This window comes from Blastococcus goldschmidtiae (genome assembly GCF_031845325.1).
Taxonomy (GTDB): Bacteria; Actinomycetota; Actinomycetes; order Mycobacteriales; family Geodermatophilaceae; genus Blastococcus; species Blastococcus goldschmidtiae.
In genome coordinates this window covers 15,366-31,447 of sequence record NZ_JAVREI010000012.1, presented here as the reverse complement: position 1 = coordinate 31,447, position 16,082 = coordinate 15,366, and the positions used below count along the sequence as shown (strand labels likewise).

At 74.0% G+C, this 16,082-nt stretch carries 14 protein-coding genes and 1 tRNA gene; 3 read left to right on the top strand and 12 right to left on the bottom strand.

Features of this window, described 5'->3' with window-relative positions; genetic code table 11:
* Positions 1 to 20: 20 nt before the first annotated feature.
* On the bottom strand, positions 21 to 734 hold the full coding sequence (locus tag RM425_RS15555; RefSeq protein ID WP_311346126.1) for a response regulator transcription factor: 714 nt from the start codon (positions 732 to 734) through the stop codon (positions 21 to 23).
* Between the two features lie 131 nt (positions 735 to 865).
* Here RM425_RS15555 and RM425_RS15550 point away from each other — a divergent pair, with 131 nt between their 5' ends.
* Both RM425_RS15550 and RM425_RS15545 read left to right on the top strand, forming a co-directional pair.
* Positions 866 to 1,222, top strand: coding sequence for an STAS domain-containing protein (locus RM425_RS15550; protein ID WP_311346125.1), 357 nt, complete (start codon positions 866 to 868; stop codon positions 1,220 to 1,222).
* Complete coding sequence (locus tag RM425_RS15545; protein ID WP_311346207.1) at positions 1,222 to 1,485, top strand: STAS domain-containing protein; 264 nt, start codon at positions 1,222 to 1,224, stop codon at positions 1,483 to 1,485. Before RM425_RS15550 ends, RM425_RS15545 begins: the two co-directional genes overlap by 1 nt.
* A 62-nt stretch (positions 1,486 to 1,547) precedes the next feature.
* On the opposite strand, the gene RM425_RS15540 is transcribed toward RM425_RS15545, so the two are convergent.
* The 3 genes from RM425_RS15540 to RM425_RS15530 form a co-directional block, all read right to left on the bottom strand.
* Entirely contained in the window at positions 1,548 to 2,381 is an 834-nt protein-coding gene (locus RM425_RS15540) for a hypothetical protein (RefSeq protein ID WP_311346206.1), read from the bottom strand.
* A gap of 565 nt (positions 2,382 to 2,946) precedes the next feature.
* Positions 2,947 to 3,033 (bottom strand) — tRNA-Ser (locus RM425_RS15535).
* Positions 3,034 to 3,084: 51 nt separating this feature from the next.
* Complete coding sequence (locus RM425_RS15530; RefSeq protein ID WP_311346124.1) at positions 3,085 to 5,727, bottom strand: putative bifunctional diguanylate cyclase/phosphodiesterase; 2,643 nt, start codon at positions 5,725 to 5,727, stop codon at positions 3,085 to 3,087.
* 159 nt (positions 5,728 to 5,886) lie between these two features.
* Between RM425_RS15530 and RM425_RS15525 the strand changes: the two genes are divergently transcribed.
* Positions 5,887 to 7,110 (top strand): MFS transporter, encoded by a 1,224-nt coding sequence (locus RM425_RS15525; protein WP_311346123.1) that lies wholly within the window; start codon positions 5,887 to 5,889, stop codon positions 7,108 to 7,110.
* A gap of 92 nt (positions 7,111 to 7,202) precedes the next feature.
* On the opposite strand, the gene RM425_RS15520 is transcribed toward RM425_RS15525, so the two are convergent.
* From RM425_RS15520 to RM425_RS15485, 8 genes are all read right to left on the bottom strand, one after another.
* Entirely contained in the window at positions 7,203 to 8,234 is a 1,032-nt protein-coding gene (locus tag RM425_RS15520) for an ABC transporter ATP-binding protein (RefSeq protein ID WP_311346122.1), read from the bottom strand.
* Positions 8,231 to 9,310, bottom strand: coding sequence for an ABC transporter ATP-binding protein (locus tag RM425_RS15515; protein ID WP_311346121.1), 1,080 nt, complete (start codon positions 9,308 to 9,310; stop codon positions 8,231 to 8,233). Before RM425_RS15515 ends, RM425_RS15520 begins: the two co-directional genes overlap by 4 nt.
* Positions 9,307 to 10,299, bottom strand: coding sequence for an ABC transporter permease (locus tag RM425_RS15510; protein WP_311346120.1), 993 nt, complete (start codon positions 10,297 to 10,299; stop codon positions 9,307 to 9,309). The genes RM425_RS15515 and RM425_RS15510 overlap by 4 nt, the downstream gene beginning before the upstream one ends.
* Before the next feature lie 22 nt (positions 10,300 to 10,321).
* Positions 10,322 to 11,263 carry an ABC transporter permease gene (locus tag RM425_RS15505; RefSeq protein ID WP_311346205.1) on the bottom strand — a complete coding sequence of 314 codons (942 nt, stop codon included), beginning with the start codon at positions 11,261 to 11,263 and terminating at the stop codon, positions 10,322 to 10,324.
* Complete coding sequence (locus RM425_RS15500) at positions 11,260 to 12,783, bottom strand: ABC transporter substrate-binding protein (RefSeq protein WP_311346119.1); 1,524 nt, start codon at positions 12,781 to 12,783, stop codon at positions 11,260 to 11,262. The genes RM425_RS15505 and RM425_RS15500 overlap by 4 nt, the downstream gene beginning before the upstream one ends.
* Before the next feature lie 215 nt (positions 12,784 to 12,998).
* The gene (locus tag RM425_RS15495) at positions 12,999 to 13,154 is read right to left on the bottom strand and encodes a hypothetical protein (RefSeq protein WP_311346118.1); all 156 of its coding nucleotides are present in this window, start codon (positions 13,152 to 13,154) and stop codon (positions 12,999 to 13,001) included.
* Positions 13,155 to 13,168: 14 nt separating this feature from the next.
* Positions 13,169 to 14,089: a class E sortase gene (locus RM425_RS15490; RefSeq protein ID WP_311346117.1), complete on the bottom strand. Its 921-nt coding sequence runs from the start codon at positions 14,087 to 14,089 to the stop codon at positions 13,169 to 13,171.
* Between the two features lie 261 nt (positions 14,090 to 14,350).
* Complete coding sequence (locus RM425_RS15485) at positions 14,351 to 16,015, bottom strand: fibronectin type III domain-containing protein (RefSeq protein WP_311346116.1); 1,665 nt, start codon at positions 16,013 to 16,015, stop codon at positions 14,351 to 14,353.
* Between the last annotated feature and the right edge of the window lie 67 nt (positions 16,016 to 16,082).

The following is a 16,082-nucleotide window of genomic DNA, read 5'->3' as shown; positions in this document are numbered from 1 at the left end:
GATGCTCATGTCCCTGTCGCTCACTGGGGATCCAGCCGGTAACCCAGCCCCCGAACGGTGACCACCAGACGTGGCGCGCTCGGATCGCTCTCGACCTTCGTGCGCAGCCGGCGGACGTGGACGTCGACGATGCGCTCGTCGCCGAAGAACCCGTGCTCCCAGACCCGCTCCAGCAGCGCCTGACGGCTGAACACCCGGCCCGGCGAGCCGGCGAGCTCGCACAGCAGCCGGAATTCGGTGAGCGTCAGCGGCAGCTGCTCCTCGCCGCGGTGCACGGTGCCGCGGCCTTCGTTGAGCACCAGCGGCGCGGCCGGATCGGAGTCGAGCACGACCGCCTCGGGCGGCCGCTCGGAGCTGGCGCCCCCGGCCCGCCGCCGCAGCGCCCGCAGCCGCGCGGTGATCTCCTTGACCTCGAACGGTTTCGTCACGTAGTCGTCGGCGCCGGCCTCCAGGGCCGCGACGATGTCGTGCGTGTCGGCCCGGGCGCTGACCACGATGATCGGCAGGTCGTGATCGCGCCGGACGTCGCGGATGACGGCGTACCCGTCCATGGAGCCCAGCATCAGGTCCACGACCATCAGGTCGGGTGCGGCCATGGCGACCGCCCGCACGGCGTCCTCGCCCGATGCCGCCTCGGCGACGTCGTAGCCCTCGTCCTCCAGCGCCCACCGCAGGGCGGTGCGGATCGAGTCGTCGTCCTCGACGACCAGCAGACGGAGGGGCACGGCCGACATGCTGCCACCGCCGTGGGACCGGCCGCCCAGGCGGTGGGCAGCGTCATGCGATCGCAAAGCACCGTCCCAGCGGATCGCAACAACGCTCGGCGACGCTGAGTCTCCCGCCCCCGGCGTCGAGGAGATGTCGCATGACCACCACCGCTGCTGCCCGCCCTGCGGCCGCCGGCCGGGTCGACGCGTCCGGCGACGAGGTGACCATCCAGCTCGACGACTCGCTGTTCGAAGACGGTCTGGCCGACGTCCGGTGGCTGCTGCACGACGCGCTGCTGGCCGGCGCCCGGCGGCTGGTCGTCGACCTGACGCGCGTGCAGAACCTGTCGAGCACCGCGGTGGCCAGCTTCCTGTGGGCCCACCGCATCTGCCGTGCGCGCGGCGGCACGGTGGTCCTGCGCGGCGCCAACCGGCGCACCGTCGACCTGCTGCGGCGGACCGGGCTGTGGCGCGTGCTCCGGCTGGAGACCGCCCGCGAGAGGAGCGCGGCGTGATGCTGTCCGAGACCGTCGACCTGCGGATCGGGCTCATCCGGGCCAGCGGGCACCTCACCGCCCAGGGCGCAGACCTGCTGCGGGGCACCGCCGACTCGCTGCGCGAGGGCGGGCACCGTCGCGTCGTCCTCGACCTCGCCGGGGTGCAGGCCGCCGACGACGCCGGGCTGGACGTGCTGCGCCGTCTGCGTATCGACTTCGCCGAGGACGGCGGCGAGCTCGTCCTGCAGCACGCCGGCCGGCTCAGCCCCGAGCCTGTCTGAGCGAACGCTCCGGAAGACCTCCGTCCGGGTCAGCCCGGCGCGGAGCGGGCCGACCCGGTCGGTCAACGCAGTGCCGTCACCAGCGCGCACGCGGTGGCCCCGGCCGGCTCCACGACGAAGCCGAGCTGCTCCAGCACGTCGAGGATCGCCGCGTTCATCAGCCGCTGCACGGCCTCGTCGGCGGTGGCGCCCCGCGAGTGCTGCAGGCTCATCCGGTCGTGCGGGCGCCAGCTGACCAGGAGCCCGCCCGCGTCCTGATCCGGGACCAGACAGACGCCGCCGCCCGCCTGCCCGTCTCCCGGGTCGTGCAGCGGCAGCCCCGCCTCGACCAGGGCCGCCGCGACCTCGACGACGAGGGTGGTCAGCGGGTCGGTGTCGGTGAGCAGGTCGTCCCACTCCGCGGGCAGCCGGTCCAGGTGCCGGCCCAGCTCGCCGAGCCAGGCGCGCTCCTCCGGTGAGGGCTTGGGCTTGACCGTGCCGTCGGTGCGCCGCGTGCCGAAGACCGCCACGGCGGGGAGCTCACCGGCGAAGGCGGCCCAGTCGGCGTCGACCCGGTCGGAGAACGGGCCGGCCAGCACCTGGGCGGACTCCCCGACCAGCCACCAGGTGGGACCGCCCTCGGCGACCGCTGCCGGCGCGGGGCGGACCGCGACGCTGCCCGACCGGCCGGAGCCACCCCGGGCCGGGGCTGCTGCCGCGTCACCGGAACGCGCGGGGGCACGACGGCCGGCGGGGTGGTTCGCCGACCGCGGGGTGGCCGCCCGCGCGGGCTGCTGCGCACCGTTCCGCTCGAACTCGTACCTGGCCGTGGAGCTCGTTCCGAGAACCACCACCAACCCGGTGAAGAGCAGGAAGCCCAGCACCACAACTGCCGGCCAGACCAGCGTCGCGCCCATGGTCACGCGGGTACTCCTCAGCGCCTATGCCGCGGCGGGGAAGTGCCGCGGACAGGGCAGACGCTAGGGCTCTCCGGCTTCTCCATCGGCGGTCCGCGGCTCGCATGTGACCGCCCCGTCACCGGATCGTTGCGAGGGCCCCTCCCGGGGTGCGGTGACCCCACGTCCGGCGCACCGTCTTGTCGACAAACAGCCGCCTGACCAGCGTGAAAAGCCTGTGCGAGAGCTCGGTGACGCAGGGACGCACGTGGCACGTGGCGTGTCGGAGATCTCGTCCGACGCGACCTGGCGCGCGGATGCGCCGTTCTCGCCCCGGGAACGGCGCATCGGCGCACCCGGTCGACCGGCGCTGGCGTGGCCCCGTGACCCACGACGGCAGGAGCGCGTGCACCCGCTCCCTATGACAGCCCCAGGGCGGGGCTCATAGGAGAGGGGAACACCACTTCCCCGAGTCGGTGCTCGACCTCGAGTGCGACGAGGGGTGAGGCGGGCGACGATGTGCGCCGGTGGCCGCTGTCCGGCCCGGAACCGGCCCTGAGCGCACATCGTCGGCCGTCCGCTGGAGCGGAGGGCGTGGGATTCGAACCCACGATGGGTGTTACCCCATAGCGGTTTTCAAGACCGCCGCCATCGGCCACTAGGCGAGCCCTCCTGGCGGCACCGAGGCTAGCCGGTGCCCCCGATCGGCCTCACGACGTCGGCGTCAGGACGTCGGCGCGAGGGCCGCCCGCCACGCCTCCGCCGCGGCCGCTGCGGGCAGCGGGCGGGAGAGCAGGTAGCCCTGCACGTAGTCGCACCGCTGCTCCTGCAGCCACTCCAGCTGGGCGTCGTCCTCCACGCCCTCGGCGACCACGGTCAGCCCGAAGGTGTGCGCGGCGCGGATCATCAGGGCGACGAGCTCGGCGTGGCCGGAGTCCGTCGAGGCGATGAAGCTGCGGTCGATCTTCAGCGTGTCCACCGGCATGCCGGCGAGCTGGCCGATGGAGGTGTAGCCGGTGCCGAAGTCGTCGATGGCGACGGCGACCCCCAGCTCGCGGAGCGCGACGAGATGGCCGAACGCGGCCGGCTCGTTGACCAGCACCGTCTCGGTGACCTCGACGACGAGCAGCTCGGGGGGCAGCCCGGATGCCAGCAGGGCGTCGGTGACGTCGCGGACCACACGCGGGTCCGAGAGGTGGCGGCCGGAGACGTTCACCGCGACGGTGAGCCCCGCGGCCGCGCGGTCCTCGGCCCGCCACTCGGCGACCTGACGGGTCGCCTCGTGCAGCACCCACCGGTCCAGATCGCAGATCAGCTTGCTGGTCTCGGCCACCGGGATGAAATCGTTGGGCGGCACCATGCCGACGCCGGGGCGGTTCCAGCGGACGAGGGCCTCGTAGCCGTCCAGCCGGCCGGAGCCCAGGGCCATGACGGGCTGGTAGTGCACCTCGAACTCGCCCGCGGCCAGGCCGGCGGAGAGCGCCTCCTCCATCTCGGCGTGCGCGGACAGCTGCGTGCGGAGCACCTCGTCGAACAGCTCCACCCGCCCCCGGCCGTGCGCCTTCGCGCGGTAGACCGCGGCGTCGGCCTCGGCGAACAGTGCGTCGGCGTCGATGCCGGCGTCCTGGGTGACCGCGATGCCCACGCTCGCACCCACCCGCAGTTCCTGGCCCGACCGGCGGATCGGCCGGCTGACCGTGGTGATCAGCCGCTCGGCGAGCTCCACGAGGTCCCGTTCCCCGGAGACGGACTCGACCAGGACCACGAACTCGTCGCCACCCAGCCGGCAGACGACGTCCCCCGGGCGCAGCGTCGCGCGCAGCCGGTCGGCGATCACGCGCAGCACCGTGTCGCCCGTGGCGTGACCGTGCCGGTCGTTGACCGCCTTGAACCCGTCGAGGTCGACGAAGAGCAGACCGGTCATGGTGCCGGCCCGCCGGCCACGGTGCAGCGCGGCGGTGGTGAGGGTCCGGGCCTGCGTGCGGTTGGGCAGATCGGTGAGCGGGTCGTGGGCGGCCTGGTGCTCCAGTGCGACCTGCAGCTCCTCCCGCTCGCGGACGGAGTCCACCAGCTGCTCCACCGAGGCGTGCAGCAGCTCCCCCAGCGGTCCGGGGAGCGGCTCGGCGAGCACCGGCGCGGAGAGGTCCCCGCGGGTGACGGCGGCGGCCTGGTCCTGGATGCGGCGGAGCCCCGCCACGGTGGTCGTCAGGGCCGCGGAGACGGTGCGCGCCTCGCGGGGCCCGGTACGGGTGATGTCGACGAGCTGACCCTGGCTGATCTGCTCGGCCTCGTCGGCGAGCAGGCGGAGGGCCCTGGACACGGTGCGGCCGACGAGCACGGCGCCGGCCAGCGAGGCCAGCACCAGCAGGACGGCGGCGGCCAGCATCCGGTCCCGCCGGCCGGTGGCCGCCTCGCGGTCGGCGGTGGAGAGCTCCTGGGCCCGCTGCACGGCGGTGTCGAGGAGATCGGTCAGCAGCACGTCGCGAGCACCTGCCTGCGTCACGAGCGCGATCAGCTCCGGCACGGAGAGCCCGCTGGATCGGTCGCCCGAAAGACGGACCAGGATGTCGTCGACGCCCACCATCTCCGGTGTCGACGCGACCGCCCGCCACTGCGTCGCGAGGGAGTCCTGCGACAGCTCGGCCAGGTCCTCGACGGCGTGCTGGTACGTGCCCCAGTCGGCGGCCCACTCCGTCTCGTCGCCGCTGCCCAGGCCGACCACCTGGCTGCCGATGAACTCCGGCACCAACCGGCTGGCCACCATCGCGACGTCCGCGATGAGCTGCACGTCGTGAACGGCCGCCGTCGTCGCGACCGGCGCCTGGTCCGCCCTGCTGGCCGCGGCAGCCCGCGCCTGGGCGGCCTCCAGGCCGTCGGCCACCGCCAGGAAGTCGTCGTAGAGATCGGCGGGCTCGCCGCGGCCGGCGTCGGCGGCCGCCCGCACCCATGCGATGCGACGTGCGACGGCTGCCGCCTCGGGCGCGGCGATGGACCCGGCGTCGATCTCGGCGAGTGCCGCATCGGTCGAGGCGCGGCTCTGCTTCAGCAGGTCGATCGCCGGCCCGCGCAGCCCGGACACCATGTCGCTGCCCGGGCCCAGCAGCGTGGTGCTGGCCGGGCTGTCGATGATGACGAGGGAGAGGGTGGGCACGATCTCGCGCACGACGGCGCTGCGGGCGGCGTGCAGCCGGGCCAGGGTGCCGACCGCGGCCTCCGAGCGGGCTGCGCTGTCGGCCTCCTGCACCGCGATGCGGACGAGCGCGTAGGTCAGCGCCACCACGCCGACCAGCGGCACGAGCACCAGAGCCGTCAGGTAGAGCCACAACGGGGTGCCGTGCCGACGCCGGGCGAAGCCCTTGATCCGCATGGACCTTGGGTCGGCGCGCGGTAGCCGGTCCTTGAGCGGCGGCCTCCCCCCTCCGGGGCAGGCGCTCCCGGTGGCCGGTTTCGAGCCGCCCGACGGTCGCGCCCGCGGGCCACCGACAATGACGGGACGCCGCGCGCCGTGCGGCGGAGCGGGGGGAACGTGTCGCAGGGGCTCTCGGCGGAGGCCGGCCAGGTGGGGACGTCGAGGCGCCGGTGGTGGATCGTCGCGCCGGCCGTGGCGCTCGTCCTGGTCGCGCTGTGCCTGCGCGCGCCCTTCGCCGCCGTCGGCCCGCTGCTCGGCGAGCTGGGGGACGAGCTCGGCCTGTCCACCGGCTCCCTGGCCGTCGTCACCGCGCTGCCGCTGGTCTGCTTCGGGCTGGTGTCGCCGTTCGCGCCGGCACTGGCCGCCCGGTGGGGGGTGCACGGCGCCGTGCTCGCCGGGGTGGCGCTGATCGCGGCGGGAGTGCTGCTGCGGGTCGCCGGGGCGCCGGGGTTGTTCGCCGGCACCGTGCTGCTCAGCGGCGGCATCGCCGTGGGCAACGTGCTGCTGCCCGCCGTCGCCCGGGCCGAGTACGGCGCCCGGGCCGCCGTCGTCCTCGGGCTGATCACCGCCGCGATGTCCGGCTCGGCCAGCATCGGCGCCGGGCTCGCCCGGCCGCTGACCACCGCGGCGGGCAGCGCGACGGCAGGCCTGCTGCTGTGGGGCGTGCTGGTGCTGGTCGCACTGCTGGCGATGGTGGCGCTGGCCCGTGCGCGACGCGGCGTCCCGCGGCCCGGGGCCGCCCCGTCCGGCGCCCGGACCGGGATGCTGCGCGACCCCGTGGCGCTGGCGGTCACCCTGTTCTTCGGGTTCCAGTCGCTGTCGTTCTACGCGATGCTCACCTGGCTGGCCGAGGTGCTGGAGGCGGAGGCCGGCGTCTCCGCCGTCGCGGCCGGCGGGCTGCTCGCCGTCGCCACCGGGCTGGCGGTGCCGCTGGCCCTCGTCGTCCCGGGACTGGCCGGTCGCCGCCCCGGCCAGCAGCCGTGGGTGCTGCTGGGCACCCTGCCCGTGGTGGTCGCGATCGTCGGGCTGCTCGTCGCCCCGGGCTCGGCGCCGCTGCTGTGGGCGGTGCTCTACGGGATCGGCAGCGGCACGGCGTTCCCGCTGTCGATGATGCTGATCGTCGCCCGGAGCCGCGACGTCGCGCAGACCGGCCGGCTGTCGGCGACCGCGCAGAGCGTCGGCTACCTGCTCGCCGCGACCGGCCCGCTGGGCGTGGGGCTGCTGCACGACGCCACCGGGGCGTGGGGGCCGGGCCTGGCGCTCATGCTCACCGCCGTCGTCCTCCAGCTGGTCGTCGGGCTCGCCGCCGCCCGGCCCCGGCTGGTGAACCACGCCGCCTGATCGCGGCCAGGATCAGGTGACCTGATCGCGGCGCTTCCTCCCTCGCTGTGGGCGATGAGGGAGGACGCTCGGCGGTGAGGGAGGACGCTTCGTCACGGCTGGGCGGTGACGCCCTCCGGGGCGGTCGCCGGGGTGCCGACGACGCCGTGCAGGTGGCACGCCGCCTGCTGGCCGGGCGCCCCGACCGGCTGCAGCGCGGGATCGACGTCGTCACAGGGCTCGAACACGTACGGGCACCGGGTCCGGAAACGGCAGCCACTGGGGACGGCGGCCGGTGAGGGGACGTCGCCGGTGAGCACGATCCGCTTGCGCTGTCGCTCGAGCTTCGGGTGCGGCAGCGGCACCGCGGAGAGCAGCGCCTGTGTGTAGGGCATCTGCGGATCCGTGCCGACCGCGTCCGCCGGGCCGATCTCCACGACCCGGCCCAGGTACATGACCGCGATCCGGTCGGAGATGTGCCGCACCGCCGAGAGGTCGTGCGAGATGAACAGCAGCGTGAGCCCGAGCTGCCGCTGCAGCCGGCGCAGCAGATTGAGCACCTGCGCCTGCACGCTCACGTCCAGGGAGGCGATCGCCTCGTCGCAGACCAGGAAGTCCGGCTCTCCGGCCAGCGCCCGGGCGATGCCCACCCGCTGGCGCTGACCGCCGGAGAACTCGTGCGGGTAGCGGCCCGCGACGGCCGGGTCCAGCCCCACCAGCTCGAGCAGCTCGGCCACGCGGGCGGCCTTGTCCCGGCCCGTGCGCAGCCCGTGGACCTCCAGCGGCTCGCTCACCGTCTGGGCGACCGTGCGGCGGGGGTCCAGGGAGGCGAACGGGTCCTGGAACACCATGCCGGCGCGGCGACGCAGCTCCTTGAGCTTGCGGCCCTGCAGCCCGGTGAGGTCGGTGCCGTCGAAGCTGATGGTCCCGCCGGTCGAGGGCACCAGGCGCAGCAGCGCGTTGCCCAGCGTCGACTTCCCGCAGCCGGACTCGCCGACCAGGCCCAGCGTCTCCCCGCGCAGGATGTCCAGATCGACGCCGTCCACGGCGCGCAGCACGCCCGTCGGCGTCTTGCGGAACCCGCGCCCGCCGACCGGGAAGTGCACCTCCAGCCCGCGGGCGGAGACGAGGACGTCGTCGCTCATCGGGAGCCTCCTCCGGCGTGCGGAGCCACGGGAGTGGCCGTGCTCCCGGAGCCGGGCGCGGCCTCCGTGCACCAAGTGGCGGCACGGTGCGGCAGGGCCACGTCCGCCGACCCGATGACCGTCAGCGGTGGCTGCTCGGTCTCGCAGCGGGCGTCGCCGCGCACCGGGCAGCGCGGCCAGAACACGCAGCCCTCCGGCAGGTCGGTCGGCGCCGGCGGCACGCCGGGCACCGTCACCAGGTCCGGGACGACGCCGTCGACGGCCGGCTGCGCCAGGTCGGGCAGCGCGCCCAGCAGCCCCCGCGTGTAGGGGTGCGACGGGTTCTCCAGGACGTCGTCGACCGTGCCGTCCTCGACGCACCGCCCGCCGTACATCACCAGCACCCGGTCGGCGATGCCCGCCACCACGCCCAGGTCGTGGGTGATCCAGATGACCCCGGTGCCGTGCTCGGCCTGCAGCTTGGCGACCAGGTCGATGATCTGCGCCTGCACGGTGACGTCCAGCGCCGTCGTCGCCTCGTCGGCGATGAGCAGCGCCGGCGAGTTCGACAGCGCGATCGCGATGATGACCCGCTGCCGCATGCCGCCGGAGAGCTCGTGCGGGTAGCGGTCCAGCGCACCGACGGGGTCGGGCAGCCCCACCTCACCGAGCAGGGCAGCCGCCCGGCGCCGGGCGGCTGCCTTGTCCATGTCGCTGTGCGCACGGATGCCCTCGACCAGCTGCCGGCCGACGGTGAGGACCGGGTTGAGCGAGGTCATCGGGTCCTGGAACACCATGCCGGCACCCGGCCCGCGGACCTGCCGCAGCCGCTCCGGCTTCATGGTGAGCAGGTCCTCGCCCTGCAGCAGCGCCCGCCCGGTGACCGTCGCCACCCGCGCCGGCAGGAGCCCCAGCAGGGCCAGCACCGACACGCTCTTGCCGCTGCCCGACTCCCCCACCACGGCCACGGTCTCGCCGGGGCCGACGCTGTAGGAGAGCCCGTTCACCACGTCGGCCGGACCGCGCGGGGTGCGCAGCCGCACCCGCAGGTCCTCGACCTCCAGCACCGGCTGCGCGGGGCCCGGCGCCGCCGTCACGACGGCCCTCCGGTGTCGGCGGCCCCGGCGGCCATACCGCCCGCTCCGGAGCCCATGAGCGTCCGCTGCCTCGGGTCGAGGACGTCGCGCAGCCCGTCGCCGAGCAGGTTGAAGCAGAGCACGGTCAGGAAGATCGCCATCCCCGGGAAGAAGGCCAGCCACCAGGCCAGGTCGATGAAGCCGCGGCCCTCGGCGAGCATCAACCCCCACGAGGGGTTCGGCGGCTGGGTGCCCAGGCCGAGGAAGGAGAGCGCCGCCTCCGCCAGGACGGCGAAGGCCAGGCTGATCGAGGTCTGCACGATGATCGGTGGCGCGGCGTTGGGCAGGATGTGCCGGGTGAGGATGCGCAGGTCGGAGGCGCCCACCGAACGGGAGGCCCGGACGTAGACCTCCTCCCGGACACCCAGCACGCTGGCCCGGGTGACGCGGGCGAAGATCGGCGTGTAGACGATGCCGATCGCCAGGGCGGTGTTGCCCGAACCGGGCCCGCGCACGGCGAGCACGGCGATGGCCAGCAGCACGGCGGGGAAGGCGAACAGGACGTCCATGAACCGCATGAGCACGTCGTCGACCCACCGGCCGTAGTAGCCGGCGAGCAGGCCGATGAGGCTGCCGACCACCAGGGCGAACCCGACGGCCAGGAAGCCGACCTTCAGCGACACCGAGGCCCCCAGGATCACCCGGCTGAGGATGTCGCGCCCCAGGTCATCGGTGCCGAACGGGTGCTCCCAGCTCGGCGACTGCAGCCGGTCCTCGACCGAGATCTCGTTGGCGCCCTGCGTCGCGAACGTGTCGTCGAAGACCGCCACCACGACGATGAGCAGCAGCACCAGCGCGGCGACCAGCGCCGTCGGGTTGCGCGCGAGCAGGCCGAGCGTCTCGCGCCAGCGCGGTCGGGCCGGCCGCAGCGTGGCGGCCGGGGAGGCACCGGGCGCCCCCGCCGGGGTGTCCGGCGAGTTGCCCGGTTCGGGGACGGGTGCGCCGGTCATGGCAGCAGGACCCGGCTGTGCGTCATCGGCGGATCCGCGGGTCGATGGCGGTGTAGAGCAGGTCCACCACCAGGTTGATCACCAGGAAGACCACCGCGAACAGCAGGATCGCACCCTGGAGCACCGGGTAGTCGCGGGCTTGGACCGCCTGCAGCGCCAGCTGCCCCAGGCCCGGCCAGGAGAACACGATCTCCACGACGACGACGCCGGAGAGCAGGTAGGCCAGCTGCACGCCGGTGACGGTGACCAGGGGCAGCAGGGCGTTGCGCAGCACGTGCCAGGTGAACACCTGCCGGGTGGCGAGCCCCTTGGCCTGCGCCGTCCGGACGTGGTCGGACCCCAGCGCCTCCAGGACGCTGGAGCGCACGAACCGGGTGATGACCGAGCCGGACACCACGCCGGTCACCACCGCCGGCATGATCAGGCGCTGCAGCCAGGCCAGCGGATCCTCGCTCAGCGGCACGTACCCGCCGGACGGCAGCCAGCCCAGCGTCCCGGCGAAGACCAGGATGAGCACGATCCCCATCCAGAAGTCCGGCACCGAGATGCCGAACTGGCTGATCACGGTGGCGACGCGGTCGACGACCGACCGGGGCCGCAGCGCGGAGACCGTCCCCAGCGGGATCGCGATCAGCAGCGCCACCAGGATGGAGGCGAACGCCAGCGTCAGCGTGGCCGGCAGCCGTTCGGCGATCAGCGAGGTGACGGTGTCCCCGCTGCGGAAGCTCACCCCGAGGTCGCCGGTGACCGCCCCGCCCAGCCAGGTGAAGAACTGCTCGATCAGTGGCTGGTCGAGGCCCGAGCGCTCGCGCAGCGCGTCGTAGCTCTCCTGGGAGAAGCGCGTGCCCAGGGCGAGCCGGACCGGATCGCCCGGGACGAGGTGCACCAGGGCGAACACCACCACGCTCACACCGGCGAGCACGACCACCGACTGGCCGACCCGCCGGACGACGTAACCGGTCAGGGCAGCTCCACGTCCTCGAAGTTGATGGCGCGGTCGGGTCGGATGGTGTAGCCGCTGAGGTCGGGCTCCCAGGCCTGCACCACGTTGGGGTTGTAGAGGTACAGGTACGAGACGTCGTCGACGATCATGCGGACGGCCTCGTCGTAGAGGTCCTTGCGGGCCTCGCGGTCGGTCTCGCTGGACGCCGCCTGCAGGAGCCGGTCGACCTCGGGGTTGCTGTAGCCCTGGTAGTTGTTCACCCCACCGGTGATGTGCTGCGAGTGGTAGTAGTCGAACGGGTCCAGGTTGCCCAGCCAGCCCAGCATGAAGGCGTCGAAGTCGCCCTCGCTCTGCCGGTCCAGCCAGGTCGCGAAGTCCACGGTCTGGACCTCGACGTCGATCCCGATCGGCTGGAGCTGGCTGGCGATCACCTGAGCTGCGGTCACCGTCTCGGGGTACTCGTCGGTGACCATCAGCCCCATCTCGATGGGCAGCGGCACGCCGGACTGCTCCAGCAACCGGCGCGCCGCTTCCTGGTCGGCATCGAACGGCGCGTAGTCCGACGCGAAGAAGTTGCCCTCCGGGATGGCCGTCTGGTTGGCCTGGGCCGCGCCGAAGCGCGCCGCCTCGGTGACCGCCTCCCGGTCGATGGCCGTCGCGATCGCCTGGCGCACCGCGGGGTTGCCGAACGGCTCCCGGGCGTAGTTCATCGACATGTACCAGTAGTCGACGCTCGGGATGCTCGCCAGCTCGACGTCCGCGTTGCCCTGCAGGGCCTCGATCTGCTGTGGCGGCACGTTGTCGGTCCACTGCACCTCGCCGGTCTCCAGCGCGGTGAGCGCGGCGGCCGGCTCGGTGACGTAGCGGAACTCGACGCCGTCGATGCTCGGGGCGCCACCCCAGTAGTCCTCGTAGGCGGCGAGCTCGGTGGTGCTGGCGTCCGAGCTCCCCAGCGTGAACGGCCCCGTGCCGACCGCCTCGGTCTGGAGGTCGTACTCCTCGGCCGCGCCCTCCGGGATGATCGCGGTCCCCTTGAAGCCACCGATCAGCGCCGGCAGGTTCGGAGTGGGCTGGCTGACGGTGATCTCGACGGTCTGCGGATCGACGGCCTCGACCGACTCGACGTTCTCGAAGCGGTAGGCGTTCTGCAGCTCCTCGTCGATGATCCGGTTGAAGGAGTAGACGACGTCGGCGGCGTCGAACTCGCTGCCGTCGTGGAAGGTGACGTCGTCACGCAGGTTGAACGTCCAGGTGAGCCCGTCCTCGCTGGTCTCCCAGTCGGTGGCGAGGCTCGGTTCCATCGTCAGGTCCTCGGGATTCGGGACGACGAGGGTGTCGTAGACGTTCTCCAGGACCTGGAAGCTGGCGTAGGCGCTGGTGACGTGCGGGTCGAACTGGTCGGGCTGGGCGCTGACGGCGGCGACCAGCGTGTTGTCACCACCGCCCCCGCCGCCGCCGGTGTCCACGGACTCGCCGCCACCGCAGGCGCTCAGCGCGAGGGCGCCGGTCGCAGCCAGCGCGAGGGGTCGGATGGCGCGCACGGGGGCCTCCAGGTGCATCGAGGGTCGTCGTCCGCCCTCGACCCTTCACCCGTCCGCGCAGGTCGGCCACCCGAGGACGGCGCTTCCGGCGATCGTTGCGGTCTCGCAACCTTGACGCCGTCGCCCTTCTCACGCGCACGCCTCGGACCCATGTGCGGGGAAGAAGGCCCTACCGGCGCCGTCCCGAGCCCTCGTTCCCCGCAGATGGGGAGCGATCAGTCGACGGTGACGTCGTTGAACGGCAGCCGGGGCTCCACCCACGGGAAGACGACGAACAGCAGCAGCGCGGCCACCGCGGCCACCAGGACCAGCGAGAGCACCGCCTTGCTCCCGGTGCCGCCGGGCAGATGGCGCCAGATCCAGCTGTACATGCGGGGCTCCCCGGTCAGCGTTCGTACAGGGCGTCGGGGCCGTCGGGGTACTGCGTCTTGCTCAGCGCACCGCCGTCGAGACGCGCGTGGATGATCAGCCGCTGCCGCGCGGAGTAGCGGGGATGGCAGGTGGTGAGCGTCAGGTAGGCGCCGGAGGGCGCCGCGCCCGCGGCCGCGTTCGGCGTCGGCGAGACGACCTCGACCGCGGCCGGGCTGACGACGTGCATCCCGGGGATGCCCGACGGGTCGGCGTCGACGTCGCCGGTCGCCGGGTCGCCGAGCACCCGGTAGACGAACCAGCTGTCGGCGGTCTCCACGACGATCGGGTCACCGGGCCGCATGGTGTCCAGCTCGAGGAACGGCGAGCCCTTGCCGACCCGGTGGCCGGCCAGCGCGAGGTTGCCCTCCTCGCCGGGCATCGCCGAGTCCACGTAGTGGCCCGGGCCCTGCGAGAGCTGCTCCTCCTCCGTGCCCTCGAGGACGACCCGGGTGTAGTCCTCGCCCAGCCGCGGGATGCGCAGCACCCCGAAGGCGTCGCCGATCTCGACCTGGGTGAGCGCCCGCCGCGCGGCGGGCGACTCGGACGCCCACTGCTCGCGCAGGTCCTCGCTCAGCTCGTCCTGCCGCTGCGCCGTCAGCAGGTCGGTGACGTAGACCTCGTAGACGACGAACAGCAGCAGCACCATGCCCGCGGTGACCAGCAGCTCGCCGACCCCCCGGGCGGCGGTGCGCCAGAGCGGATCCCGCCGGCGGGGAGCGGCGTTGTCCTGGTCGACGTCGTCCTCTGCCGGGTCGTCGACGGGCGGCGGGGCGTCCACGAGCCCGACGCGGGCGGGTACGGGTGGGCGGCCCCGCAGCGGCGGCCCGCCGAGCTCGGGAACGCGGTCCCAGCGCTCCGTGCGGTCCCCGCGCCGGTCCCCGTCCGGGTCCGCCATGCCGCTCCCCCGGTCCCGTCCGTGCTGCTCGGTGGCTGGTCCGCCGACCCGCCGATGCTAGGTGAGCCGGCACCCGGAGCCCGGGTCCCCTCGCCGGAGCCGCCACCCGGATCCCGGGCCCCTCGCCGGAGCAGGCACCGCCCGCCCCGGCGGGCCCGACCGCCCCGGCAGCCACGGCGCGCGGGGTCCGCGGCCGGGAACGCAGGAACCCGGGCCACTCCTCGCGGAGTGGCCCGGGTTCCCGGGGGTGCGGTGTGCGGTTCAGGCAGCCGTGCGGCGACGCGCGGCGACCAGCAGGCCACCACCGGCGAGCAGGGCCAGGCCGCCGGCACCGAGGACCGGCAGGGCGGAGAAGCCGGTGTTGGCCAGGACGGCGGTGCCGCCCGAGACGGTCACCTCGACCACCAGGTTGCGGACGTTGCCGTCGGCGTCGACACCGGAGGCCACCACGTGGTGGACGCCGTCGGTCAGGTCCGCGGGCAGGGTGACCGTGGCGCTGAACGTGCCGTCGGCCAGGACGACGACGTCACCGAGCTCGACGGGGGTGGAGTAGACGACGAGCGCGACGGTGGAGCCGGGCAGGAAACCCGCGCCGGAGACGGTGATCTCCGAGCCGGCGACGACCTTGCCGTCGGTGGCGCTGCTGGTCAGCGCGCCGTCGGCCTCGGGCAGGGTCGGGGAGACCACCGAACGCGGGACGTCGGTCACGGTGACGGACGCCGAGTGCACGCCCGGGTTACCGGCGCTGTCGACGGGGGTGACACCGAACGTGTGGGTCCACCCCGGCTCGGCCACCAGGACGCAGCGACGCACGTCGGCCGCCGTCTCGCAGGCGATGCCGCTGGCGCCGTCGGTGCCGTCCGCGGAGCTGGCGTCGCCACCGACGACGTACCCGGCCAGCTCGAAGGAACCGGCCGTCGTCGGGGCGTCCCAGGTGATGACGATCGAGGACGGGCCCGCGGTGGCGACGACGTCGGTCGGTGCGCCGATCGGCTTGTACGCCATCGCCGTCTGGGGGGCGGTCGCCTCGCTGTGGGCGCCGTTCCCGGCGATCGCGCGGACCTGGACCGTGTAGCTGGTGCCGTTGGTCAGCCCGGAGATCGTGCCCACGAGCCGGCCGTCCACGGTGGTCGTCGGCAGGGCGAGCCAGTTGTCGCCGTCGTCGCGGGTGTACTGGTAGCCGGTGGTCGGGGCCTCGCCGCCCACACCTTCGGAGAGGTGGACGGACAGCTTGCCGTCGTCGCCCACCAGCCAGGCGGAGGGCGTCGCCGGCGCACAGAGGTTGGCCGTGGCGGAGATGGAGCCCGCGCCGCCGTCGCCCACCCCGTCGACCCCGGGATCGCTGGTCATCGCCCAGTAGTAGTTGACCTCGCCGTTGCCGCCGATGCCGCCCAGCTCGCCGACGCCACTTCCGCCGCGGCCCCCGGACGCGATCAGCTCGGAGTTGTCGGAACCGGTGACGACCGTGGCGGCCCCGCCGCCGCCGCCCGCGGCGATGGTGTCGCTGCCGACCGCCCCCGCGCCGCCGTTGACATCGGGGTCGAGCGGGCTCACGCCACCGGCTCCAGCGACGCCCGTGGTCGCGTCGCCACCGACCGCGCCGGGCGCCAGCGTGAACGTCGTGGGGACCGCGATGTCGTCGAAGTAGGTCGTCAGCTTCAGGGTTCCGCCGGACGCGCCGGGCCCGCCCTGGTCACCGGCGCCGCCCTCGGCGCCCTCGAGGAGCCAGTCGACGGAGCAGTAGCCGGCCGGCACCGTCCAGGTGTCGGTGGCGCCGTCGTGGTCGTAGGTGACGGCGAACGGGTCCGTCGTCTCCACGGCGGCCGCCTGGGCGACACCGCCGAGGCTCAGGACGGTGGTGGACATCCCGACCGCACTCAGGGCCAGGAGGCCGAGCGCGCGACGAGGTGAGGACGTGAGCTGCACGTTCGCTCCCTGGTGGGTCCCGGATCGCCGGGGCGGTGGCCCGGCGATCCGGACGGCGCACCAGACC

Excerpts from the sequence above, each read along its gene's own strand:
- RM425_RS15555 (WP_311346126.1), bottom strand. The coding sequence starts at position 734 with ATGTCGGCCGTGCCCCTCCGTCTGCTGGTCGTCGAGGACGACGACTCG.
- RM425_RS15550 (WP_311346125.1), top strand. The coding sequence starts at position 866 with ATGACCACCACCGCTGCTGCCCGCCCTGCGGCCGCCGGCCGGGTCGAC.
- RM425_RS15545 (WP_311346207.1), top strand. The coding sequence starts at position 1,222 with ATGCTGTCCGAGACCGTCGACCTGCGGATCGGGCTCATCCGGGCCAGC.
- RM425_RS15540 (WP_311346206.1), bottom strand. The coding sequence starts at position 2,381 with ATGGGCGCGACGCTGGTCTGGCCGGCAGTTGTGGTGCTGGGCTTCCTG.
- RM425_RS15530 (WP_311346124.1), bottom strand. The coding sequence starts at position 5,727 with ATGCGGATCAAGGGCTTCGCCCGGCGTCGGCACGGCACCCCGTTGTGG.
- RM425_RS15520 (WP_311346122.1), bottom strand. The coding sequence starts at position 8,234 with ATGAGCGACGACGTCCTCGTCTCCGCCCGCGGGCTGGAGGTGCACTTC.
- RM425_RS15510 (WP_311346120.1), bottom strand. The coding sequence starts at position 10,299 with ATGACCGGCGCACCCGTCCCCGAACCGGGCAACTCGCCGGACACCCCG.
- RM425_RS15495 (WP_311346118.1), bottom strand. The coding sequence starts at position 13,154 with ATGTACAGCTGGATCTGGCGCCATCTGCCCGGCGGCACCGGGAGCAAG.
- RM425_RS15490 (WP_311346117.1), bottom strand. The coding sequence starts at position 14,089 with ATGGCGGACCCGGACGGGGACCGGCGCGGGGACCGCACGGAGCGCTGG.